Source organism: Microbispora sp. H13382 (genome assembly GCF_014161445.1).
Taxonomy (GTDB): Bacteria; Actinomycetota; Actinomycetes; order Streptosporangiales; family Streptosporangiaceae; genus Microbispora.
The window spans coordinates 419,026-441,363 of the sequence record NZ_JABBXA010000004.1 but is presented as its reverse complement, the minus strand read 5'-3'; the positions used below and the strand labels follow the sequence as shown (position 1 = coordinate 441,363).

Annotated in this window: 21 protein-coding genes; 2 read left to right on the top strand and 19 right to left on the bottom strand. The window is 70.9% G+C overall.

All coding sequences use genetic code 11. From position 1 onward, the window contains the following. The first annotated feature begins 250 nt into the window (after positions 1-250). Entirely contained in the window at positions 251-1,099 is an 849-nt protein-coding gene (locus HHX41_RS11750) for a peptidylprolyl isomerase (protein WP_310741932.1), read from the top strand. 59 nt (positions 1,100-1,158) lie between these two features. Continuing rightward, positions 1,159-2,388: a DUF349 domain-containing protein gene (locus tag HHX41_RS11745; RefSeq protein ID WP_182905959.1), complete on the top strand. Its 1,230-nt coding sequence runs from the start codon at positions 1,159-1,161 to the stop codon at positions 2,386-2,388. A gap of 294 nt (positions 2,389-2,682) precedes the next feature. Here HHX41_RS11745 and HHX41_RS11740 read toward each other — a convergent pair whose 3' ends face one another. From HHX41_RS11740 to pgsA, 19 genes are all read right to left on the bottom strand, one after another. Beyond that, positions 2,683-4,863 (bottom strand): bifunctional (p)ppGpp synthetase/guanosine-3',5'-bis(diphosphate) 3'-pyrophosphohydrolase, encoded by a 2,181-nt coding sequence (locus tag HHX41_RS11740; protein ID WP_169983322.1) that lies wholly within the window; start codon positions 4,861-4,863, stop codon positions 2,683-2,685. Positions 4,864-5,138: 275 nt separating this feature from the next. Continuing rightward, complete coding sequence (locus HHX41_RS11735; protein WP_169983122.1) at positions 5,139-5,645, bottom strand: adenine phosphoribosyltransferase; 507 nt, start codon at positions 5,643-5,645, stop codon at positions 5,139-5,141. A 93-nt stretch (positions 5,646-5,738) separates the two neighbouring features. Continuing rightward, positions 5,739-6,785, bottom strand: a complete 1,047-nt coding sequence (gene secF / locus HHX41_RS11730) for a protein translocase subunit SecF (protein WP_182905958.1) — start codon at positions 6,783-6,785, stop codon at positions 5,739-5,741. After that, positions 6,785-8,497 (bottom strand): protein translocase subunit SecD, encoded by a 1,713-nt coding sequence (gene secD / locus HHX41_RS11725; RefSeq protein ID WP_182905957.1) that lies wholly within the window; start codon positions 8,495-8,497, stop codon positions 6,785-6,787. The genes secF and secD overlap by 1 nt, the downstream gene beginning before the upstream one ends. A 113-nt stretch (positions 8,498-8,610) precedes the next feature. After that, entirely contained in the window at positions 8,611-8,967 is a 357-nt protein-coding gene (yajC, locus tag HHX41_RS11720) for a preprotein translocase subunit YajC (RefSeq protein WP_169983125.1), read from the bottom strand. Positions 8,968-9,236: 269 nt separating this feature from the next. Beyond that, on the bottom strand, positions 9,237-10,286 hold the full coding sequence (ruvB, locus tag HHX41_RS11715; protein ID WP_182905956.1) for a Holliday junction branch migration DNA helicase RuvB: 1,050 nt from the start codon (positions 10,284-10,286) through the stop codon (positions 9,237-9,239). Between the two features lie 79 nt (positions 10,287-10,365). Then, on the bottom strand, positions 10,366-10,986 hold the full coding sequence (gene ruvA, locus HHX41_RS11710) for a Holliday junction branch migration protein RuvA (protein WP_182905955.1): 621 nt from the start codon (positions 10,984-10,986) through the stop codon (positions 10,366-10,368). Beyond that, a complete protein-coding gene (gene ruvC / locus HHX41_RS11705; RefSeq protein ID WP_182906009.1) occupies positions 10,983-11,603 on the bottom strand; it encodes a crossover junction endodeoxyribonuclease RuvC in 621 nt (206 codons plus the stop codon). Before ruvC ends, ruvA begins: the two co-directional genes overlap by 4 nt. Positions 11,604-11,727: 124 nt before the next feature. Further along, positions 11,728-12,891, bottom strand: coding sequence for an enhanced intracellular survival protein Eis (eis, locus tag HHX41_RS11700; RefSeq protein WP_182905954.1), 1,164 nt, complete (start codon positions 12,889-12,891; stop codon positions 11,728-11,730). 70 nt (positions 12,892-12,961) lie between these two features. Beyond that, positions 12,962-13,714, bottom strand: a complete 753-nt coding sequence (locus HHX41_RS11695; RefSeq protein ID WP_182905953.1) for a YebC/PmpR family DNA-binding transcriptional regulator — start codon at positions 13,712-13,714, stop codon at positions 12,962-12,964. 3 nt (positions 13,715-13,717) lie between these two features. Further along, entirely contained in the window at positions 13,718-14,308 is a 591-nt protein-coding gene (gene pdxT, locus HHX41_RS11690; RefSeq protein ID WP_182905952.1) for a pyridoxal 5'-phosphate synthase glutaminase subunit PdxT, read from the bottom strand. An 80-nt stretch (positions 14,309-14,388) separates the two neighbouring features. Then, positions 14,389-14,814, bottom strand: coding sequence for a MarR family winged helix-turn-helix transcriptional regulator (locus HHX41_RS11685; RefSeq protein ID WP_169983131.1), 426 nt, complete (start codon positions 14,812-14,814; stop codon positions 14,389-14,391). Positions 14,815-14,900: 86 nt separating this feature from the next. Beyond that, positions 14,901-16,577, bottom strand: coding sequence for an alkaline phosphatase (locus HHX41_RS11680; protein WP_182905951.1), 1,677 nt, complete (start codon positions 16,575-16,577; stop codon positions 14,901-14,903). Between the two features lie 211 nt (positions 16,578-16,788). Further along, entirely contained in the window at positions 16,789-17,703 is a 915-nt protein-coding gene (pdxS, locus tag HHX41_RS11675; RefSeq protein WP_182905950.1) for a pyridoxal 5'-phosphate synthase lyase subunit PdxS, read from the bottom strand. A 107-nt stretch (positions 17,704-17,810) separates the two neighbouring features. Continuing rightward, positions 17,811-18,812 carry a DUF3048 domain-containing protein gene (locus HHX41_RS11670; protein WP_310741931.1) on the bottom strand — a complete coding sequence of 334 codons (1,002 nt, stop codon included), beginning with the start codon at positions 18,810-18,812 and terminating at the stop codon, positions 17,811-17,813. Positions 18,813-18,946: 134 nt separating this feature from the next. After that, a complete protein-coding gene (locus HHX41_RS11665; RefSeq protein WP_169950012.1) occupies positions 18,947-19,486 on the bottom strand; it encodes a hypothetical protein in 540 nt (179 codons plus the stop codon). After that, a complete protein-coding gene (locus HHX41_RS11660) occupies positions 19,483-20,616 on the bottom strand; it encodes a glycosyltransferase family 4 protein (RefSeq protein WP_169983134.1) in 1,134 nt (377 codons plus the stop codon). The genes HHX41_RS11665 and HHX41_RS11660 overlap by 4 nt, the downstream gene beginning before the upstream one ends. Continuing rightward, complete coding sequence (locus tag HHX41_RS11655; protein WP_182905949.1) at positions 20,613-21,632, bottom strand: phosphatidylinositol mannoside acyltransferase; 1,020 nt, start codon at positions 21,630-21,632, stop codon at positions 20,613-20,615. The genes HHX41_RS11660 and HHX41_RS11655 overlap by 4 nt, the downstream gene beginning before the upstream one ends. Continuing rightward, on the bottom strand, positions 21,629-22,234 hold the full coding sequence (pgsA, locus tag HHX41_RS11650; protein WP_169983136.1) for a phosphatidylinositol phosphate synthase: 606 nt from the start codon (positions 22,232-22,234) through the stop codon (positions 21,629-21,631). The genes HHX41_RS11655 and pgsA overlap by 4 nt, the downstream gene beginning before the upstream one ends. Between the last annotated feature and the right edge of the window lie 104 nt (positions 22,235-22,338).

Here is a 22,338-nt window from a genome sequence, read left to right as displayed (position 1 = left end):
TCTACGGATCAATCAAGGATTGCGCGAGCGAATGTAACCGAAGGGTACCGGTGCGGGTCGGCAGGCTGCGAACCAATACCCGTCAGCCGATACGATTCGCCCACCTCAATAGTCATTCTTGGAGCAGTCGAGCCGGATGCTATAGAACGGGCCGCCATTCCCGGAGCACCTCCGGGCGTGGCGGGCACGCGCCGGCGAGATCGCGTCCGGGCGTACGACCATGGGAAACAGGACGAGTCGGGAGGTCGAAGTGGTCACCGGCAAGGACCGGCAGAAGCAGCTGGCCCGGGAGCACTACCAGCGGCAACTGCAGGCACGCGCGGAACACGAGCAGAAGGCGCGGCGCAACGCCATCATCGGCACCACCGCGGCCGTGGTGGTGGTGATCGGCGGCGTCGTGGCGGCCACGACTCTGCTCGGCCGCGGCGACGACGACGCCACGGCGTCGGCGAAGCCGTCGGCGAGCATCAAGCCCGCCGTGGCCGACCCCAAACCGTACGACCCGGCGAAGGGCACCTGCGGCTACGTGGCCGACGAGGGCAGCGGCCAGGTCAAGAACGTCGGCACGCCGCCGGAGAAGGTGAGCACCGCCCCTGCGACGATGACGATCAAGACCAACCTCGGCGACATCGTCGCGCGGCTGGACAGCGAGAAGGCGCCCTGCACGGTCAACTCGTTCAAGTTCCTGGCCTCCAAGGACTACTTCGACGACACGAAGTGCCACCGGATGGGCACGGACTTCCCGATCCTGCAGTGCGGCGACCCGCTGGCCAAGGCCGACGGCGAGAACCCGACCGACGGCCAGGGCGGGCCGGGCTACCGGTTCGTCAACGAGAACCTGGCGGGCGCGAAGTACACGCGCGGCGTGCTCGCGATGGCGAACAGCGGCCCGAACACGAACGGGAGCCAGTTCTTCATCGTGTTCGGGGACACCGGGCTGACGCCCGACTACACGCCTTTCGGTACGGTGACCAAAGGACTCGAAATCGTGGACAAGGTCGCCAAGAAGGGCGTCATCGCCAGTGCCGGCGGGGACGGCACCGGTGCCCCGAAGCAGCCTGTGGTCATCAAAGACGTGACAATCACCAGCAAGAGCTGACGTAATACAACCAAGGGCACATCGAGCCCTGGAGGCTGATTCAAGTGCGGGAGGACACGGTGAGCACCGACCCGTGGGGCCGGGTAGACGAGGACGGCACCGTCTACGTGCGTACGGCTGAGGGAGAACGGGCCGTCGGGTCCTGGCAGGCCGGCGAGCCGGAGGAGGCGCTGGCCTACTACCGCCGGAAGTTCGACGAGCTGGCGGGCCAGGTGCAGCTCCTGGAGCAGCGGGTGCGCGGCACCGACCTCGCGCCGGCCCAGGCCGAGGCGAGCATCGCCAAGCTGCGCGAGTCGGTGACCGATGCGCACGCGGTCGGCGACCTCGGCTCGCTGCAGGACCGGCTGACGGCGCTGAGCGAGCTGGTGGGCAAGCGGCGCGAGGAACTGCGGGCGGCGCGCGACCAGGCCCGGACGCACGCGCGCGAGGTGAAGGAGCGCATCGTCGCCGAGGCCGAGCGCATCGCCGAGGAGACGACGCACTGGAAGTCCGGCGGCGAGCGGCTGCGGCAGCTCGTCGAGGAGTGGAAGGCCGCCGAGCGGGTCGACCGGGCCACCGAGGCGACGCTGTGGAAGAGGCTGTCCACGGCGCGTACGGCCTTCGCCAAGCGGCGCAAGGCGTACTTCTCCTCGCTCGACCAGCAGCGCGACGCGGTGCGCGGCACCAAGGAGCGCATCGTGGGCGAGGCGGAGGCGCTGGCGGGCTCCACGGACTGGAACGCCACCGCGGCGGCCTACCGGGAGCTGATGCGCGAGTGGAAGGCCGCGGGCCGCGCCTCCCGCGAGGTCGAGGACGAGCTGTGGGCGCGCTTCAAGGGCGCCCAGGACCAGTTCTTCCAGGCCCGCTCGGCGGTCTTCGCCGAGCGGGACGCCTCCTTCGCCGCCAACGCGGAGGTGAAGGAGGCCCTGCTGGCCGAGGCCGAGAAGCTGCTGCCGGTCACCGACGCCCGCTCCGCGCGTTCGACGCTGCGGGGCATCCTGGAGCGCTGGGAGGCCGCCGGCCCGGTGCCGCGCGACCAGCGCGACCGCCTGGAGGGCGGGCTGCGCAAGGTCGACGACGCGGTCCGCAGGGCCGAGGAGGCCGAGTGGAAGCGCTCCAACCCCGAGGCCCGGGCCCGCGCCCAGGACACGGTCAACCAGCTCCTCAAGTCCATCGGCCAGCTGGAGACCCGGCTGGCCAAGGCCCAGGCGGCAGGACGGGACAAGGACGTCAAGGAGGCGGAGGAGGCCCTGTCCGCCCGCCGCTCCTGGCTCCAGGAGGCCGAGCGCACGCTCGCCGAGTTCTCCTGACCTCCTCCCTCCCGCTCCCCCCTCGGCGTGATCGTGCGGTGTGTCGCACGCCGGGGGGGCAGAGCCGGGCGGACACGGTCCGTGATCGTGCAGGAATTCGGCCCTACCCCGCTCCGACCTGGGCGGACAGCCTTCGTGATCATGCGATGAGGTCGAGGCACCCGTTGATCGCATGATCACGCACGGTGTGTTCGCAGCTCGTTCATGCTGTGACCACGTCCAGTGCGAGATCACGGAGTGCGCGCGTCGCGCGCCGTCCCTGCGGCGAACCGCGCGATCACGCCCGTGGAGGGGTCAGCTGGTCACCCGGTAGACGTCGTAGACGCCCGCGACGTTGCGCACCGCCTTGAGCACGTGGCCGAGGTGCTTCGGGTCGCCCATCTCGAACGTGAACTTGCTGATGGCCACCCGGTCGCGGCTGGTCGTCACCGACGCCGACAGGATGTTCACGTGCTGGTCGGACAGGGTCCGCGTGACGTCCGACAGCAGCCGGGGCCGGTCGAGCGCCTCCACCTGGATGGCGACGAGGAAGACCGAGTCGTCCCCTGGCGACCAGGCGACCTCCACCAGCCGGTCGGCGTGGGCGCTGAGCTGCTCCACGTTGGGGCAGTTGGTGCGGTGCACCGAGACGCCGTGCCCCCGCGTGACGAACCCCACGATCTCGTCTCCCGGCACCGGCGTGCAGCAACGGGACAGGCGGACCCACACGTCCGGGTCGCCCGCGACCATGACACCGGCGTTCGAGTTGGCCCTCAGACGGCCTTTCAGCCGCGTCGGGACCTGGGCCTCGGCGATGTCCTCCTCGGCCCCCTCGACGCCGCCCAGGGCCTGTACGAGCTTGTCCACCACCGCCTGGGCCGTGATGTGCCCCTCGCCGACGGCCGCGTACAGCGCGGACACGTCCGCGTAACGCAGGTCCCTGGCCAGGGCCAGCAGCGCCTCACCGGACATCAGCCGCTGCAGCGGCAGGCCCTGCTTGCGCATGGCCCGCCCGATCGCCTCCTTGCCCGCCTCGATGGCGGTCTCGCGGCGCTCCTTGGTGAACCACTGGCGGATCTTGTTGCGGGCCCGGCCGCTCTTCACGAACTTGAGCCAGTCCCTCGACGGGCCCGCGTCCGGGGACTTCGACGTGAAGATCTCGACGGTGTCGCCGTTGCCCAGGCGGGACTCCAGCGGCACCAGCCTGCCGTTCACCCGCGCGCCGATACATCGGTGGCCGACCTCGGTGTGCACGGCGTACGCGAAGTCGACCGGAGTGGCGCCCTCGGGCAGGGCGATGACCTGGCCGCGCGGGGTGAAGACGAACACCTCCGACACCGACAGGTCGAAGCGCAGCGACTCCAGGAACTCCCCGGGGTCGGAGGTCTCCTTCTGCCAGTCGAGCAGCTGGCGGAGCCAGGCCATGTCGTTGACCTGCTTGACCTTGCCGGGCCCTGCCCCGGTCATCTCCTCTTTGTACTTCCAGTGGGCGGCCACGCCGTACTCGGCGCGGTTGTGCATGGCCCGCGTGCGGATCTGCAGCTCGATGGCCTTGCCCTCGGGTCCCATGACCGTCGTGTGGAGCGACTGGTACATGTTGAACTTGGGCATGGCGATGTAGTCCTTGAACCGCCCCGGCACCGGCTTCCACTGGGCGTGGATCGTTCCGAGCGCCGCGTAGCAGTCGCGGACCGTGTCGACCAGGACGCGGATGCCCACCAGGTCGTAGATGTCGTCGAAGGCCACGCCCTTGGCGATCATCTTCTGGTAGATCGAGTAGTAGTGCTTGGGCCGGCCGCGCACGGTCGCCTTGATCTTCGCCTCGCGCAGGTCGGCGGAGACCTTCTCGATGACCTCGTGCAGGAACAGGTCGCGGCGGGGCGCGCGCTCCGACACCATCCGGGCGATCTCGTCGTACCGCTTCGGGTAGAGCATGGCGAACGCGAGGTCCTCCAGCTCCCACTTGATGGTGTTCATGCCGAGCCGGTGGGCCAGCGGCGCGAAGATCTCCAGCGTCTCCCGGGACTTCTGCTGGCGCTTGTGCTCGGGCATGTAGCGCATGGTCCGCATGTTGTGCAGCCGGTCGGCCAGCTTGATCACCAGCACGCGGATGTCGCGCGACATCGCGACGACCATCTTGCGCACGGTCTCGGCCTGCGCCGCGTCGCCGAACTTCACCTTGTCGAGCTTGGTCACGCCGTCGACGAGCAACGCGATGTTGTCGCCGAAGTCGGCTCGTAACTCGTCGAGGCTGTAGGCGGTGTCCTCGACGGTGTCGTGCAGCAGGGCGGCGCACAGCGTCTCGTCGTCCGTGCCCAGCTCCGCCAGGATCGTCGCCACCGCGAGCGGGTGGGTGATGTAGGGGTCGCCGCTCTTTCGCTTCTGGTCGCGGTGATGGTAGGCCGCGACGTCGTACGCCCGCTCGATCAGCCGCAGGTCGGCCTTGGGATGGGTGGCACGGACCGTCTTGAAGAGCGGTTCCAACACCGGATTCATAGCACCCCACTGCCCCCCGAACCGGGCGAGCCTTCGTCGCGTGGCCGCAGCCGGCCTGTCCTCCGGGCTCTCCGCCGGGTCGCGCGCCGCGTCAGGGGGCACATCGGCGACGGGCTCGGGGGCGTCGCGGGAGATCACTCCGCGATCGACCCGCGCGCTGCCGGGCACGACCACATCACGGGGCACACAGACTCCTCACGTCGAGTCCAGATTCCACAGTGTATCCGTGCTGCCACAGCACTCTCGGCCACGTACCCCCCGGGCGGCGGCTCCGCTCAGACGGTGAGCAGGGTCCGGACGTCCAGGCCCGGCAGCCGGTCGCGGCCGGAGAGGAAGGACAGCTCCATCAGGAAGGAGACGGCCACGACCTCCGCGCCCGTCCTCCTGACCAGCTCCACGGCCGCCCGGGCCGTGCCGCCCGTGGCGAGGACGTCGTCCACGATCAGGACCCGGTCTCCGGGGTCGAACGCGTCAGCGTGCACCTCGATCGTCGCGGAGCCGTACTCGAGATCATAGGAGGCCTCGAACGTATCCGCAGGCAATTTGCCCTTTTTGCGCACTGGTACGAACCCCGCGCCGCTGCGGTAGGCCACCGGCGCGGCCAGGATGAAGCCCCGGGCCTCGATGCCGACCACCTTGTCGAACTCCAGGCCGTCCCCGAGTTCGCCCACGACCCGGGTGAAGGCGCCGTGGTCCGCCAGAAGCGGCGTGATGTCCTTGAAGAGGATGCCCGGCTTGGGGTAGTCGGGAACATCCCTGATGAGAGCGGTCCAGTCAGTCACGACGCTCACCCTAGCGGGCCCCCGGCGGGCTCGGAGAACACGAAGACGCCCCCGGAACCTGACAGGTTCCGGGGGCGCCTGCGGCGAGCGCGATCAGCGCTTCTTGCGCTTGTCCGTCGCCTGAGCCGTGACGTTCTGCGAGCCGGCGGAGACGGGCTCCTTGGCCGTACGGGCGGCCTTGGCGGCGGCGGCCTCCTTGGCGTGCACCCGCTGGGCCAGCGCCTGCCACTTGGGCTCCCGCTCCTTGAGCGTGACCAGGATCGGCGTCGCCACGCACAGGGACGAGTAGGTGCCGACGACCATACCCACGAACAGGGCCAGCGACAGGTCCTTCAGCGTGCCCGCGCCGAGCAGCGTGGTGCCGATGAACAGGATCGCCGCCACCGGCAGGATCGCCACCAGCGAGGTGTTCAGCGACCGGATCAGCGTGTGGCTGAGCGCGTTGTTGGCGGCCTGCGTGTAGGTCATCCTCGCGCTCGTGCCGAGCTTGCCGGTGACCTCCTTGATCATGTCGAAGACCACGACCGCGTCGTACAGCGAGTAGCCGAGGATCGTGAGGAAGCCGAGCATGGTCGCCGGGGTGACCTCGAAGCCCGACCAGGCGTAGACGCCCGCGGTGATCACGAGGTCGTGGACGAGGGCGACGATCGCCGCGAGGGCCATCCGCCACTCGAAGGCCACCGACAGGTACAGCATGATCGCGATCATGAAGACCGCGAGGCCGATCCAGGCCTTCTGGGAGACCTCGCCACCCCAGGTCGCGCCGATGACCTGCGAGCTGACCTCGTCCTCCGTGATGCCGTACTTCTGGGCCACCGTCTGCTGGACCTTGGTCACCTCGTCGCCCTTGAGGCTCTCGGTGGTGACCCGCCAGTTGGGGCCGGCCTGCTGCACGATGACCTGGTGGACTCCGGTGTCCGCGACGGTCTCGCGGACCTGCTCGATGCTGGAGCCGGGCGTGCGCGTGAAGTCGAAGACCGAACCGCCGCGGAACTCCACGCCCAGGTTCAGCCCGTTCAGCACCAGGCCCAGGATGGAGACCGCCAGCAGGAACACCGACAGGCCATACCAGACCTTGCGCTTACCGACGAAGTCGATGTTGATGTCGCCGCGGTAGAGGCGGCTGATCACGCCCGGCATCACGCCTCCTGCAGGGTCTGCTCGGCGGGGCTGGTGCGGCCCATGCGCTCCGCGTCGAGTCCGGACAGCTTGTGGCCCTTCGAGAAGAACCGCAACCGCGCCACGAGGGACATCAGCGGCTTGGTGAACAGGAACACCACCACGATGTCGATGAGCGTCGTCAGGCCCATCGCGAACGCGAAGCCGGCCACGTCGCCGACCGCGAGGAAGTAGAGCACCACCGCGGCGATGAACATGACGGCGTCGGCGACCAGGATGGTGCGCCGGGCGCGCCGCCAGGCCACCTCCACCGCCGAGCGGAGCGTGCGGTGGCCCTCCTTGATCTCGTCACGGATGCGTTCGAAGTAGACGATGAACGAGTCCGCGGTGATGCCGATCGAGACCACCAGACCGATGATGTGCGGCAGCGAGAGGCGGAAGCCGGCGTTGTGGCTCAGCACGTCCACCGTCAGGTACGTGAACACGGTGGCCACGGCCAGGCTGGCCATGCCGATGAGCCCCAGGCCGCGGTAGTAGAGCAGCAGGTAGAACACGACGATGATCAGACCGAGCGCGCCGGCGATGAGGCCGCCCCTGAGCTGGTCCTGGCCGAGGGTCGAGGAGACCGAGACGACCGAGCTCTGCTGGAACTTCAGCGGCAGCGCGCCGTACTTGAGCTGGTCGGCCAGTTCTGTGGCGGTCGTCTGGGTGAAGCTGCCGGAGATGCGGGCGCTGCCGCCGGGGATGGCCTCCTCGATCGTCGGAGCGACGATGACGACGCCGTCCAGCACGTTGGCGAGCTGGTTGCGCGGGGCGGGCAGGCTGGTGATGCGCCGGGTGATGTCGGCGAACAGCGACGCGCCCTTCGACTTGAAGTCGACCTGGATGATCCACTCACCGGTGGTGGGGTCGGTGCCCGCCTGCGCGCCGCTGATCTCGGTGCCCTGCACCGCGGCCTTGTCCAGGATGTACCGGGCCGTGCCGTCGTCGCTACAGGCGACGATCTGCTTGTTCGGGTCGTCGATGGCGCCCTGACCGCGGTTCTTCGCGGTGCAGTCGATCTTACGGAATTCGTCCAGCAGTGCCGGCTCGATGCCGCTGGTGTCCTGACCGGCCAGTGGGTCGCCGGCGTCCTCCGAAGCGGCCGGTGGCGATGGGCTCGGAGTGGCCGAGGGCGAGGCCTTGGCCCGCGCGGCCCCGGCGCCGGCCCTGCGGTGGGTCGTGGCCCTCGTCGAGGTGCTCGTCGGCTCCGGGGACGGCGCGGTCAGCGCCTTCGAGAGGACGCGGCCGGCCGGAGAGGCGTTCCCGCTGGGAGGCGCGCTCTCCCTGGCAGGGGTCGACTCACCCGCAGAGGCCGCGGGCGTCGCCGCCGCCGACGAGCTCGGCGTCGGGGCCGCCGTGGGCACCTCGGCCGGCTGGTTCGTGGCGGCGGCCACCGCGAGCACCTGCCGCATACGCAGTTCGGCGGTGGTCGACACCAGTCGCAGCGCCTCGTCCCGGCCCGCGCCCGGAATCTGGATCACGATGTTGTCGTTCGCCTTCGCGACCTGGGCGTCGGAGATGCCGGTGCCGTTGACGCGCTGCCGGATGATCGTCACGGCTCGGTCGAGGCTCTCCTGCGACGGCGCCTTCCCGTTCGCCGTGACCGGCGAGAGCGTCACCGTGGTGCCGCCCGCGAGGTCGAGGCCGAATTTGGGGACGAACGCCTTCTGGAGGGCGACCGTCGCGCCCATGACGAGGATGAGCGCAAGGAGCAGCAGGAGTGTGCGTCCAGGCTTGCTCTGGCTACTTGTCGGTGGGGCCACTGGAGGTCAGTTCTTTCGTCGAAAAGTTGTGATCAGCCTACTCAGGACTGCTTGGTGCTCGTGTCGTCACCGTTCCCCGTGTCGGAACCTTCCGCCACGGTCCCCTCGGTCTCCCCGCTCGTCACCTCGTCAACAGGAGTGAGCACCCGGCCGATCGCCGCCTTGACCCAGCGGGTCTCGACGCCGGGGGCCAGCTCCAGCACGACGTCGTCGTCCTCGAGGGCGACGACCGTCGCGAACAGGCCTGTCGTGGTCATGACCCGGACGCCCGGGGTGAGGGAGTTCTGCATCCGGATCTGCTCCTGCTGCCGCTTGCGCTGCGGGCGGATCAGGAGGAAGTAGAAAACCACTACCAGCAAGATCAGTGGCAGGAACGTCCCAAGCGGGTTGTTACCCACGGGGGCCACCCTTCCGTAACGTGATGAACCGGCCTGGCGCCGGAGGTCTTGTGCGCTTCACACGCGGGCCACCGCGACGCTTCTCGTGTCGCAAGAACGGCCAGTCAAGCCACGCAGTGTATGCGAGCCCGCAGAAGCCCGGCAACGAACCCACGGCCTGGCGGGCAGGAAAGTTCCCGTTTCATGGGCTTCGCAATCGGTCTGTTACCTCTTTGCCCCGCTTTCCGCTTCCAGCCGCCGCGTCCGTGCCGGCGCCGACGGAGGGGCGCTCACTTGTCGTCGAAGAGCGTGGGCGCGGCGACCGCGCCCACGGCGTCGGGGGGCGGAGTCAGGCCGAGGTGCGCCCAGGCCGCGGCGGTGGCGACGCGGCCCCGCGGAGTGCGGGCCAGCAGCCCCTGCCGCACCAGGAAGGGCTCGGCCACGACCTCGACGGTCTCCGGCTCCTCCCCCACGGCCACCGCGAGCGTCGACAGGCCCACCGGGCCGCCGCCGAACTTGCGCAGCAACGCGTCGAGCACGGCCCGGTCGAGCCGGTCCAGCCCCTCGGCGTCGACTTCGTACAGGTTGAGCGCCGCCGCCGCGACGTCCGTGGTGATCACGCCTTCGGCGCGTACCTCGGCGAAGTCGCGCACCCGCCGCAGCAGGCGGTTGGCGATCCGGGGCGTGCCCCGTGACCGGCGGGCGATCTCATGGGCGCCCTCGTCCGGCAGCTCCACCGACAGCAGCCGGGCGGATCGCCGCAGCACCTGCTCGAGCTCGGCCACCTCGTAGAAGTCCATGTGCGCGGTGAAGCCGAACCTGTCGCGCAGCGGCGCGGGCAGCAGCCCCGCCCGCGTGGTGGCCCCGACCAGCGTGAACGGGGCGATGTCGAGAGGGATCGAGGTGGCGCCGGGGCCCTTGCCGACCACGATGTCGACCCGGAAGTCCTCCATGGCCAGGTAGAGCATCTCCTCCGCAGGGCGGGCCATGCGGTGGATCTCGTCGATGAACAGGACCTCGCCCTCGGTCAGCGTGGACAGGATCGCGGCGAGGTCGCCCGCGCGCTCCAGCGCCGGACCCGAGGTCATCCGCAGCGGCGCGCCCAGCTCGGAAGCGATGATCATGGCCAGCGTCGTCTTGCCGAGCCCGGGACCCCCGCTCATCAGGACGTGATCGGGCGGGCGGTTGCGGCGCAGGGCGCTCTCCAGCACCAGCGAGAGCTGCTCGCGCACCCGGCCCTGCCCGATGAACTCCTCCAGACGCCGGGGACGCAGCGCGGCCTCGATCGCCCGCTCGTCGCCCTCCGGTTCGGGCGACACGAGATCCCGCTCGAAGCTCACTCGACACCATCCGCTCGGCCTGCCGGGACCTGTCCGCTTCCCGGTGAAAATTTCATCGAACCATCAGCCCGTCACACGGTCACCGCACGCTCAGCGCGCGCAGGGCGGACTTCAGCAGCACGGCCACCTGCGGGGCGCGGCCGGCCGCGACCTCCGCCTCGGCCTCCGCGGTCACCGCCGCCACCGCCTCGTCGGCGTCGCGGGACGAGTAGCCCAGCCCCACCAGCCCGGAGTGGACCTGGTCGCGCCAGGCCGGCGCGGCGGCCGAGCCGTTTAGCGCGGCGTCGACGGCCCCGGCCGGCGTGCCGAGCTTGTCCTTGAGTTCGAGCACGATGCGCTGCGCGCCCTTCTGGCCGATGCCCGGCACCATCGTCAGGGCCTTGATGTCGGCGCTCGCCACCGCGACGCGCAGGGCGTTGGGCGCGTGGACCGCGAGCATGGCCAGGGCCAGGCGCGGCCCGACCCCGCTGGCCGTCTGGAGCAGTCCGAAGACCGTGCGCTCGTCGTCGGAGGCGAAGCCGTACAACGTGAGCGAGTCCTCGCGGACGACGAGCGAGGTGGACAACCGGGCGGGTTCGCCGACCCGCAGCCCGGCCAGGGTCCCCGGGGTGCAGTGGACGAGCATCCCGACGCCGCCCACCTCGACCACGGCGCTGTCGGCCCCGATCGCCGCCACCTGCCCCGCAACGGATGCGATCACCGCGTGCTCCCTCCCCGGTCCGTACGCCCGGCCGCGACTTCGCCGGGCGTCCCAGTCCTACCAGAGGCCCCAGAGCCCCCAGTGCCAGTGGCGCCCGCACCGCCGTGACGGGCCCTGGCCAGGGCGTCGGCCAGGCGGTGCTGCACGCCGCCGCGCCAGACGTGGCAGATGGCCAGGGCGAGCGCGTCGGCGGCGTCCGCCGGCTTGGGCATGGCGTCGAGCCGCAGAAGCCGGGTGACCATCATGCCGACCTGCTTCTTGTCGGCGTTGCCGTTGCCCGTGATGGCGGCCTTGACCTCGCTCGGCGTGTGCAGCGCGACCGGCAGCCCCCGCCGGGCCGCGCAGACGATCGCGACGGCCGACGCCTGGGCCGTCCCCATGACCGTGCGGAGGTTGTGCTGGGCGAAGACCCGCTCGACGGCGACCGCGTCCGGCCTGATCTCGTCGAGCCAGCGCTCGATCTCCGCCTCGATGACGACCAGCCGGGACCCGATGTCGTCGTCGGCCGGGGTGCGGACCACCCCCACCGACAGCAGGCTCAGCGGCGCGCCGGGACGGCCCTCCACGGCGCCGAGACCGCACCGCGTCAGCCCCGGGTCCACGCCCATCACCCGCATCTGGGGCAACCGCACCGGCACGCCTCCCTGATCCCGGCCGGCGCAGCCACCGCACCTCACCGCCACTACGCCGAACACCTGTTCGGCCGGTCACTCTATCGCGATCAGCGGCGGCGCGGGCGGGTCAGAAGTAGTCGATCATGTACGCGGCGCAGCCGAAGGCCGCGTCCAGCGCGTCGTCGGCCTCGGGAGAGCCGCCGGTCAGCAGGCCGGCGCGGCGGAGCGTGGCCGTGGGCACACCGGCGAACAGCGCGGACATGCCGCCGATCGTGAGCCGGGTGCTCTCCCCGGGCGCGGTGTCCCGGCGCGTCGCGGAGCCGGAGCCCCCGTCCACCCGCAGCAGCCACGCACCCGTGTTGCCGGCGCGCCGGGAGTCGGTCACCTCGACGGGGATCTCGACGGACAGCCCGGCGGGGAAGCCGCGCCCCCCGACCGCGGCGGGCAGGTCGATCAGCCGGAACATCCACCGGGTCTGGGTGACCTCGTCCTTCGACCGCTCCCGCAGCATCCAGAGCACCGGGTCGGCCGGGTCGAGGCAGGCGGTCACCGACTTCGCGACGGACGAGGCGCTGCCGACCATCGACCACAGCGCCCGGGCCGTCGCCTCCGACTCCGCGAGCAGGTTGTCGACCTCGATGTCGCCGTCGTTCCACCGGTAGACGACGAACCCGTCCTCGGCCAGGTAGCAGAAGTCGTCGTCGTCCTCCAGCCACAGGCGCCAGGTCCGCTCGTCGAAGGTCAGCGGCCCGCTCGCGCGCGTGGCGGCGTGCACCCTGCCGATCAGGGCCACGAGCTCGGCCGCGTCGGACGGGCCCATCCGGCGCAGCTTGACCACGCCGCCGGGGTCGCCCACCGTACGCAGCGCCTCGGCGGGCAGGGTGATCCGCTGGAGCACGCCGGCGTGCTCGTAGCCCGCGCTCCGGTACAGCGGCGTGGTGGCCGGGTACAGCGCGGAGACGGCGTGGCCGAGCTGCGTGCAGCGCTCGATCACCGCGTCCATGAGCGTCCGGCCCACTCCCCTGCCGCGGTCCTCCGGCGCCACGGTCACGCCCGCCACGCCGCCCATCGACTGCGGGCGGCCGTGCCACCACTGGACGTACGGGTTGATCCTGGCCGTGCCGACGAGGCGGGTGCCGTCGAAGGCGCCCAGGTAACGGCCCTCGGGCAGCATCGGGGTGACGAGCTTGCGCCACATCTGCGCGCCGTCGCCGGACAACGGGCCGAAGGCGCGCCTGCGGGAGTCGAGGACGGCGTCAAGGTCGTCGCTCGTGAGATGACGGATTTCCACAGCAGGCCAGGCTATGCGGGCGCCGTCGGCTGCTGCCACCGGTTTTCCGCCCCTCTGTCCGACTTCGGCGTCAGGCCTCGACCTTCTCCATGACCTCGTCGCTCACGTCGAAGTTCGCCCAGACGTTCTGCACGTCGTCGCTGTCCTCGAGCGCGTCGATGAGCTTGAAGACCTTGCGGGCGCCGTCCTCGTCGAGGGGGACGTTGAGCGTGGGGACGAAGCTCATCTCGGCCGACTCGTAGTCGATCCCCGCGTCCTGCAGCGCCTTGCGCACCGGGATGAGGTCGGAGGCCTCGCAGACCACCTCGAAGTTGTCGCCGAGGTCGTTGACCTCCTCGGCCCCCGCGTCGAGGACGGCCATGAGCACGTCGTCCTCGGTCAGCGACCCCTTGGGGACGATCACGACGCCCTTGCGGTTGAACATGTACGACACCGAACCGGGGTCGGCGAGCGAGCCGCCGTTGCGGGTCAGCGCCACGCGCACCTCGGACGCCGCGCGGTTGCGGTTGTCGGTGAGGCACTCGATGAGGACCGCGACGCCGCCCGGGGCGTAGCCCTCGTACATGATCGTCTGCCAGTCGGCGCCGCCGGCCTCGAGGCCGCCGCCGCGCTTGCGGGCCCGCTCGATGTTGTCGATCGGGACCGAGTTCTTCCTGGCCTTGGTGATGGCGTCGAACAACGTGGGGTTGCCGTCCGGGTCGGGCCCGCCGGTCCTGGCCGCGACCTCGATGTTCTTGATGAGCTTGGCGAAAAGCTTGCCGCGCTTGGAGTCCAGCGCCGCCTTCTTGTGCTTCGTCGTCGCCCATTTGGAGTGGCCGGACATCGCCTAGAGCTCCCTCACCATTTCGACAAAATACGAGTGCACCCGCGCGTCGCCGGTCAGCTCCGGATGGAAGGACGTCGCGAGCAACGGTCCCTGTCGGACCGCGACGATCCTATCCCCAGCTTCGGTGCGGCCCAGCACCTCCACGTCGGGCCCCACGGACTCGACCCAGGGCGCGCGGATGAAGACGGCCCTGATCGTCCCGCGCGCGGCGAAGTCGAGGTCGGCCTCGAACGAGTCGACCTGGCGGCCGAAGGCGTTGCGGCGGACAACCATGTCGATGCCGCCCAGCGTCTCCTGGCCCTCGATGCCGCCCCGGATGCGGTCGGCCAGCATGATCATGCCGGCGCACGAGCCGTAGGCGGGCATGCCCTCCTTGATCCGCAGCCGCAGCGGTTCGATCAGCTCGAAGGCGGTGGCGAGCTTCCAGATCGTGGTCGACTCGCCGCCCGGGACGACCAGCGCGTCCACCGCGGCGAGCTCCTCCTGCCTGCGCACCGGCACGGCGGTCGCGCCCGCCTCCTCCAGAGCGCGGATGTGCTCGCGCACGTCGCCCTGCAGGGCGAGCACGCCGATCTTGGGTGCGGACGTCACGGTTTCCCTTCCTGTGGTGACCCTGTTCAGGGTATGGCCGCGGTCTTGCGCGCCCAAAACGATAAATCAGACACGACAAATCAGACACGGCCCAGCTTGGCCAGGGCGGGAAGGGCGCGGGCGATGGCGGAGCGCTCCTCGGGCGTCAGCGCGCCCAGCCGGCCGGACAGGTAGGCGACCCGCGCCCGCCGTACGGCCCGGAGGCGGTCGCGGCCCTCGCCGGTCAGCTCGACGGTGCGCACCCGCGCGTCGGAGGCGTCGGTGCCCCGCGCGACCAGGCCGGCCTCCTCCAGACGGTTGACCTGCACGGTCATCGTCGGGAGCTGCACGCCGTGCTCCTCGGCCAGCTCGGTCATCCGGCGCGCGCCGTCCTCCAGGGAGCCGAGCACGGAGTACTGCTGGCTGGTGACCGGCTGCCCCGCCGTCGTACGGCGCAGCAGCATCACGATGTGGCGCAGCTCGCGCGACAGGGCCTCGGCTAGCCGCCCGGTGTCGTCGGTCGTCATAGCAGGTCACGATAACGGTGGCCGGGCCGGAACAGACGAAGCGGGCGGCGCCCCGGAAGGGACGCCGCCCGCCGGGGCCGCGTTTGTCAGGGGCGCTCGGTCTCCTGCCGCACGGTGTCCTCGACCGTGATCGCACGCCGCGCCGCGATCGAGGGGTCGAGCGGGCGCAGGTACGTCTGCTGCACGCCGGGCACCCTGTCCTCGATCACGAACGTCGCCCTGGTGCGCACCTCGGAGCCGGGGGCCGAGACCACGGGCACCACCCTGAAGTCGGCGGTCAGCGCGTGCCTGTCGATCTTCGTGAGGACGTAGCCGCGCTGGTTGTTGTAGAACTTCAGGTGCGGGTTGATCTTCAGGAAGGGGTGCGCCGCCGGGTCGGAGTCGGCCCCGTCGCCGGTGGTGCTGATGGAGGTCGTCACCAGCTCGGACCCGACCGTGGGGCCGGTCGGGTCGTCGTAGTCCAGCTTCAGGTCACTGGCCCAGTGCGCGTGCACGTCTCCCGTGAGAACGACGGGGTTGCGCACGCCGGCGTCGATCCAGCCCTGGGTGACACGCTGCCGCGAGGCGACGTAACCGTCCCAGGCGTCCTGGCTGGTGATCTTCGCCGGCCCGGCGTTGTTGTCGCGCTGGGCGAAGAAGACCTGCTGGCCGATGACGTCCCAGCGCGCCCGCGATCGCCGGAAGCCGTCGAGCAGCCACGCCTCCTGCTCGAAGCCCATGATCGAGCGGGCCGGGTCGACCGCCTCCGGGCAGTCCTTGTAGCCGTCGCCGCAGCCCTGGTCGTCGCGGAACTGCCGGGTGTCGAGCATGTGGAAGTTCGCCAGCGCCCCCCACCTGACGCGCCGGTAGAGCTGCATGTCGATGCCGCGCGGTACGGAGGTGCGGCGCAGCGGCATGTTCTCGTAGTAGGCGCGGAAGGCGGCGGCCCGGCGCTCGAGGAAGGTGGGCTGCTCCTCCGGGCGCTCCGGCATCTCGTCGGCCCAGTTGTTGTCCACCTCGTGGTCGTCGAAGACGACCAGCCACGGCGCGCCGGCGTGCGCGGCCTGCAGGTCGGGGTCGGTCTTGTACTGCGCGTGCCGCTGGCGGTAGTTCGCCAGCGTCATCGTCTCCGGCCCTTCGTGGTCGCGCACGTTGCCGCCGGGGGCGACGTAGGTGTTCCTGGTGTACTCGTACTGGTAGTCGCCCAGGTGGAGGACCAGGTCCGGGTGGTCCTCGGCGAGGCGGCGGTAGGAGGTGAAGTAGCCGTGCTCGTACTGCGCGCAGGACACGAAGGCCATCGTCAGCGGGCCGCCGAACGACAGCGGGTCCGGCGCGGTCAGGGCCCGGCCGGCCGGTGAGACGTACGGCCCGACGCGGAAGCGGTACCAGTACTCCCTGCCGGGCTGCAGGTGGTCCACCTCGACGTGGACGCTGTGCCCCCATTCCGGGCTCGCCTCGGCCACGCCCGCCCGCACCACTCGGCGGCAGCTCTCGTCGGCGTAGACCTGCCACTGCACGGTGAACGCGCGCCGCGGCATGCCGCCGAGCCCGTCCTCGGCGAGCGGCTGCGGGGCGAGGCGGGTCCAGATCACGAAGCCGGCGTGGTCGGGGTCTCCTGAGGCCACGCCGAGGGTGAACGGGTCGGAACGCAGGTCCCGGGAGGCGAGTTCGCCCGCCGCCCCGGGCGTGGGCGTCGGAGCCGCCAGGGCGGCGCCGGGGACCGCGGCGACGGCCCCCGCGGCGAGTCCGGTGACGAGGAAGGAACGACGATCGAGGCCGGGCAATTGGGCTCCCTGTGACGATCAGAGGCGGGACGCCCGCAGCCTGACGATCGATCGTGACAGGAGAGTAAAGACCGGCGGAACGATATCGGTCACCCGAAAGGCGGCATCACCAAGCGGTCATCCCGACCTCCGATGCACGAACAGCAAGAACGCCCGGCTGGGATGTCCCAGCCGAGCGTGTCTCCCCCGTGTGCCGAGCTCGCGGGGCCGTCTACCAGCCGCGCTCGGCGAGGCGGTGCGGCACGGGGATGTCGTCGACGTTGATGCCGACCATGGGCTCGCCCAGGCCGCGCGAGACCTTGGCGATCACGTCGGGGTCGTCGTAGAACGTGGTGGCCTTGACGATGGCGGCGGCGCGCTTGGCGGGGTCGCCGGACTTGAAGATGCCCGAGCCGACGAACACGCCCTCGGCGCCGAGCTGCATCATCATCGCGGCGTCGGCGGGAGTGGCGATGCCGCCCGCGGTGAACAGCACCACCGGCAGCTTGCCGGTCTTGGCGACCTCGGCCACCAGCTCGTACGGCGCCTGCAGCTCCTTCGCGGCGACGTACAGCTCGTCCTCGGGCAGCGAGGTGAGGCGCTTGATCTCACCCCGGATCTTGCGCATGTGGGTGGTGGCGTTGGAGACGTCGCCGGTGCCGGCCTCACCCTTGGAGCGGATCATCGCGGCGCCCTCGGTGAGGCGGCGCAGCGCCTCGCCGAGGTTGGTGGCCCCGCACACGAAGGGAACGGTGAACTGCCACTTGTCGATGTGGTTGGCGTAGTCGGCCGGGGTCAGGACCTCGGACTCGTCGATGTAGTCGACGCCGAGCGCCTGGAGCACCTGGGCCTCGACGAAGTGGCCGATCCTGGCCTTGGCCATCACGGGGATGGACACGGCGCTGATGATGCCCTCGATCATGTCGGGGTCGCTCATCCGGGACACTCCGCCCTGGGCGCGGATGTCGGCGGGGACGCGCTCGAGCGCCATGACGGCGACGGCTCCGGCGTCCTCGGCGATCTTGGCCTGCTCCGGGGTGACGACGTCCATGATGACACCGCCCTTGAGCATCTCGGCCATGCCGCGCTTCACGCGGGCGGTGCCGACGGCGGTGGTCTCGTTGACTTCGGGCGTGCTGCTGGACACGGTGCTACCTCACGACGGCGGGCCTACGGATTCCTCTCCATGGTAGGTGCTGGCCGATCCCGCACCCGACGCTCCCACATGGCAGAGTCGATCATGTCTTTTGTCCATCACGGCGCGACGGGCTTGCGCGAGGCGAGCACCACCCAGACCTGGCCGCGGGCGAACGGCATGGGCGTGCCGTCGGCCATGGTGTAGGCGGTGCCCTCCTTCTCCGAGGCGCGCGACCACTTCACCCGGTAGGCCTGGCCGTCCCTGAGCACGACGCCGGTGCCCTTGCCCACCGTGTGCACGAGCGGGGTGTAGCTACCGGTGAAGTCGTGGAACTCCGAGCGTTCGGTCTTCACCCACTGGATGACGATCGTGGGGGCGCCCTGCTGGCCGCCCTCGGCGGCCATGTCCTTCTCGCCGTCCTGGGTGACCAGCCAGCGCTTCTGCGCCGCCGACCAGGTGAACGTGAAGCGCGCCGCCGGATAGCGCACGCTGACGCTCTTCTGCGGCGTGCCCCCGGCGGGCGGCTCGTCGGAGAAGACGAATCCGATGTCCTTCGCCTTGCTCGCCTGCGGCGCCTTGGCGAGCAGCTGCCTGGGGCTGCCGACCAGGTTGTACGGCGCGACGCGGCCCTGGGCGCGGGTGTACGCGCCGGGAACGCGGCTGTCGGACACGTCGAACAGCGAGGCCTTCTGGACGAAGGGGATCATCTTCGTCTGCACCCCGGAGTAGGCCAGGGCGGGCTTGCCGAACATCGGGAGGATGTGCAGGTCGGAGATGCGGGCGCTGCGGACCGGTCCCACCTGCGCGGGCAGCTTCGAGGAGAAGATCGCCATGAGCCGGGTGAGCCCGCCCTCGACCTGCTCGACGTAGACGATGTCGGCGCTGCGCACGCCCATCTGCGGCTTGCCCGCGTGGGTGTTCTCGATCTTCACGGCGAGGACGGGCCTGCGGGAGGCGACCGGGCGGCCGGTGAACGGGTGCTCGGGAGGCGGCGTCGGCGACGGGGACGCCAGCGGGCTCGCTCCCTGGGACTGGGCGGCCGGCTTGTCGTCGCCGGAACACGCGGTTCCGGTCAGGATGACCGCCATGGCCAGCGTGAAGCCGATCCCTGCCCGCACCGTACCGCTCCTCCCGGTGGAAAGCCCCCGACACCAGGCACGACGGACCTGGCCCATGCGGACCCGTTGACCAGCATGGCTATGAAACGGCATGAGCTTACCGGGATCAGCCCGAAATACCCGACAAAAAGTGACTATCCAGTAGCGAGGGATTCGGGCGGTTCGTCGTCGATGTCGAAGAACCGGGGCGGGTCGGTGTGCCCGGCCAGGCGCAGCGTGCGGGCCAGCCAGCGCCGTTGTGCCGTACGGGTGACGCCGGCGGCGTTGTTGTAGAACCGGCGCGAGTAGACGACCTTGGCCACCGCCGTGTCCAGCTCCTCCAGCAGCGCCGTCCCCGCGGGATGCTCGGCCAGCTTCTCCCTGAACCGTTCCTGGTCGACCACCGCCCGCAGCGTCCTCGACAGGTCGCTCTCGGCGTGCTCGCGCTCGTCCGGCCCCGCCGTACGGGCCTCGTGGGCGGCCGCGGCGAGCACCAGCGAGGTGGCGGGGTCGAGGATGCGCGAGCCGGCGAGCTCCAGGCAGACCGCGGCGCGGCGCAGCAGCGCGGCGTCGAGCGCGGCCTGCGCGGTCTCCAGGCGGATGTGGAGGCGGTCGAGCCGCCCGGCCCGCCAGGAGACGTAGACGGCGAACAGCACGACGACCACGGCCGCCACGAGGATGACAGTGGTGGTCACGGCAGCGCGTCCTCCACGACTCCCGCGCTGGCGTGGGTGACGGTCTCGTAGACGCGCACGACCTCCCGCGCGACCGTCGACCAGTCGTACTTCCACACGGCCTGGCGGGCCTCGTCGGAGAGCTTGGCGCGGCGTCCGGGGTCGTCGAGCAGCCGGGCGGCCTCCCCGGCCAGGGCGGCGGGGTCCCCGGTCGTGAACAACGCCCCGGCCTGGCCGTCGCCCAGCACGCGCCGGAAGGCGGGGATGTCGCTGGCGAGGATCGGCGCCCCCGCCGACATGGCCTCGGTGAGCACGATGCCGAAGCTCTCGCCGCCCAGGTTGGGCGCGCAGAAGACGTCCACGGAGTGGTAGGCGCGCACCTTGTCGGCCTCGCTGACCATGCCGAGCAGCCCGACCCTGTCCCGGTACGGCTTGGGCACCCGGTCGAGCACGTCGTCGGGGTCGCCGGGACCGGCGATCAGCAGCCGCAGCCGCGGCCGTTCGGGCGCGAGCAGCGCGAACGCCTCCAGCAGCACGGCCAGGCCCTTGCGCGGCTCGTCCATCCGCCCGAGGAAGCCGATCACGCCGCCGTCCGGACCCCAGCCCGGCAGCGGCTCGCCCTCGGCGTACCTGCGCACCGTGACGCCGTTCGGGATCAGCACCGCGTCACCGCCGAGGTGCTCCACCAGCGTCTTACGGGCGGCGTCGGAGACCGCGATCCTGCCCGTGATCTTCTCCAGCGCGCTCTGCAGCATCGGCGCCGCCACGGACATCGCCCGCGACCTCTCGTAGGAGGCGTGGAACGTCGCCACGATCGGCCCGCGGGCGACCCAGCAGGCCAGCACGCCGAGGGAGGGCACCGCGGGCTCGTGCACGTGCAGCACGTCGAACCCGCCCTCCCTGATCCACTTGCGCACCCGGTTCGCCGACAGGAAGCCGAACGCCAGGCGGGCGACCGACCCGTTGTACGGCACGGGCACGGCGCGGCCCGCCGGGGTCACGTACGGCGGCAGCTCGGCGTCGTCGGCGGCGGGGGCGATGACCGACACCTTGTGCCCGTCGTCGATGAGCGCCTCGGCGAGGTCCCTGATGTGCGCCTGCACGCCCCCGGGAACCTCCCAGGTGTACGGGCAGACGATGCCGATGTTCACGACCCGGCCCCGGCCCGGGGCTCCAGGTCGTCGAGCCACAGGCGCTGGAGCATGTGCCAGTCCTCCGGGTGCTCGGCGATGCCCTTCTCGAACACCGCCGCCATGGCCTGGGTCATCACCCCGACCTTCTCCTGCCGCGTCCCCTCGGACGGCACGGGGATCTCCTCGTGGATCCGGATGCCCCAGCCGTCGTCCTCGAACCACAGCACGGCGGGCAGCAGCGCGGCGCCCGTCTGGACCGCCAGCAGCGCGGGCCCGGCGACCATGCGCGTCCTGGCGCCGAAGAAGTCGACCTCGACGCCGGAGGCGGTCAGGTCGCGCTCGGCGGGCAGGCACACCGGCCTGCCCTCGCGCAGCCGCTTGGCGAGCGTGCCGAACGCCATCGCGCTGCCGCCGCCCTTGGCCGTCAGCGGCAGCACCTCCATGCCGAGCCGCTCGCGGTAGGTCACGAAGCGCTCGAACAGCGACTCCGGCTTCAGCCGCTCGGCGACGGTGGTGAAGGGGTGGCCCGTGTGCACCAGCCAGGCCCCGGCGAGGTCGTAGTTGCCCATGTGGGGCAGCGCGACCACCACTCCCCTGCCCCTGGCGATGTTGTCGAAGATGTGCTCGCCCCCGGTGACCCGGGTGCCGTCGAGGATGCGCTCGCGGGTGTAGGCGGTGAAGCGGAACGACTCCATCCAGTACCGGAAGTAGGAGCGCATGCCGGCCCGGCTCAGGTCGCGTACGGCGGGATCCGCGGAGTCGCCGCCGACGACGCGGGCCAGGTTGGCCTCCAGGCGGCGTACGGACCTGCCCCGCCTGCGCCACAGCCAGTCGGCCAGGACCTGGAAGAACCAGGCGGCCAGCCGTCCCGGCACGTGGCGGACCACGGCCCAGCCGACGGTGTACGCCGCCGCGACCAGCCGGTCGGCGAGCGGCGCCGCGCCGGGGCGCCCCGGCCGTGCGGGGGACGGGTCGTCCGGCGCCGCACCGGGTCTTCCGGACCGCCCCTGGGGTGGGCCGGCCGTGCCCTTCATCTGACCACCGCCTGTCTGTACACGTGCACCATCCGCTGGACCACCGTGACGGCGCTGGCGGCGGCGAGCAGCCAGAGCCCGGCCGCCAGGACGTAAGGCACGCCGAGGCCGGACAGTCCGGCCGCGACGAGCACGACCACGAGACGCTCCCCCCGTTCGGCGATGCCGACGTTCGCGGTCATGCCGAGACCCTCGGCCCTGGCCTTGGCGTAGGAGACCAATGCTCCCGCGACGAGGCAGAAAAGCGCGACTGCCGCGAGGACGATCTCGGGCTCGTCCTTGAGGACGAAGTAGAGGATCAGCCCCGAGAAGATCGAGGCGTCGCCGAGACGGTCGAGCGTGGAGTCGAGGAAGGCGCCCCACGTGCTCCCCTTGCCCGTCATGCGGGCCAGCACGCCGTCCAGGAGGTCGGCGAGCACGAAGAACGTGATGACGAGCGTTCCCGCGAACAGATGCCCGGGCGGGTAGAAGGCGAGGGCCGAGGCCACCACTCCGAGCGTGCCGATCGTCGTGATCACATCGGGCGAGATCCCCCATCGGGCGAGGGCTCGCCCCAGGGGGGTCATGACTCGGGTGACGGCGGGGCGCAGGATGTTCAACATCGCCGTTCGATCGTAGGCCATCCAGGGCTGCCGCACCTCGCAAGCACATTGGCCGAAAAGTCTTGTGATATGCGCCACATGGGTAAAGGGTGAAGAGCACGCGC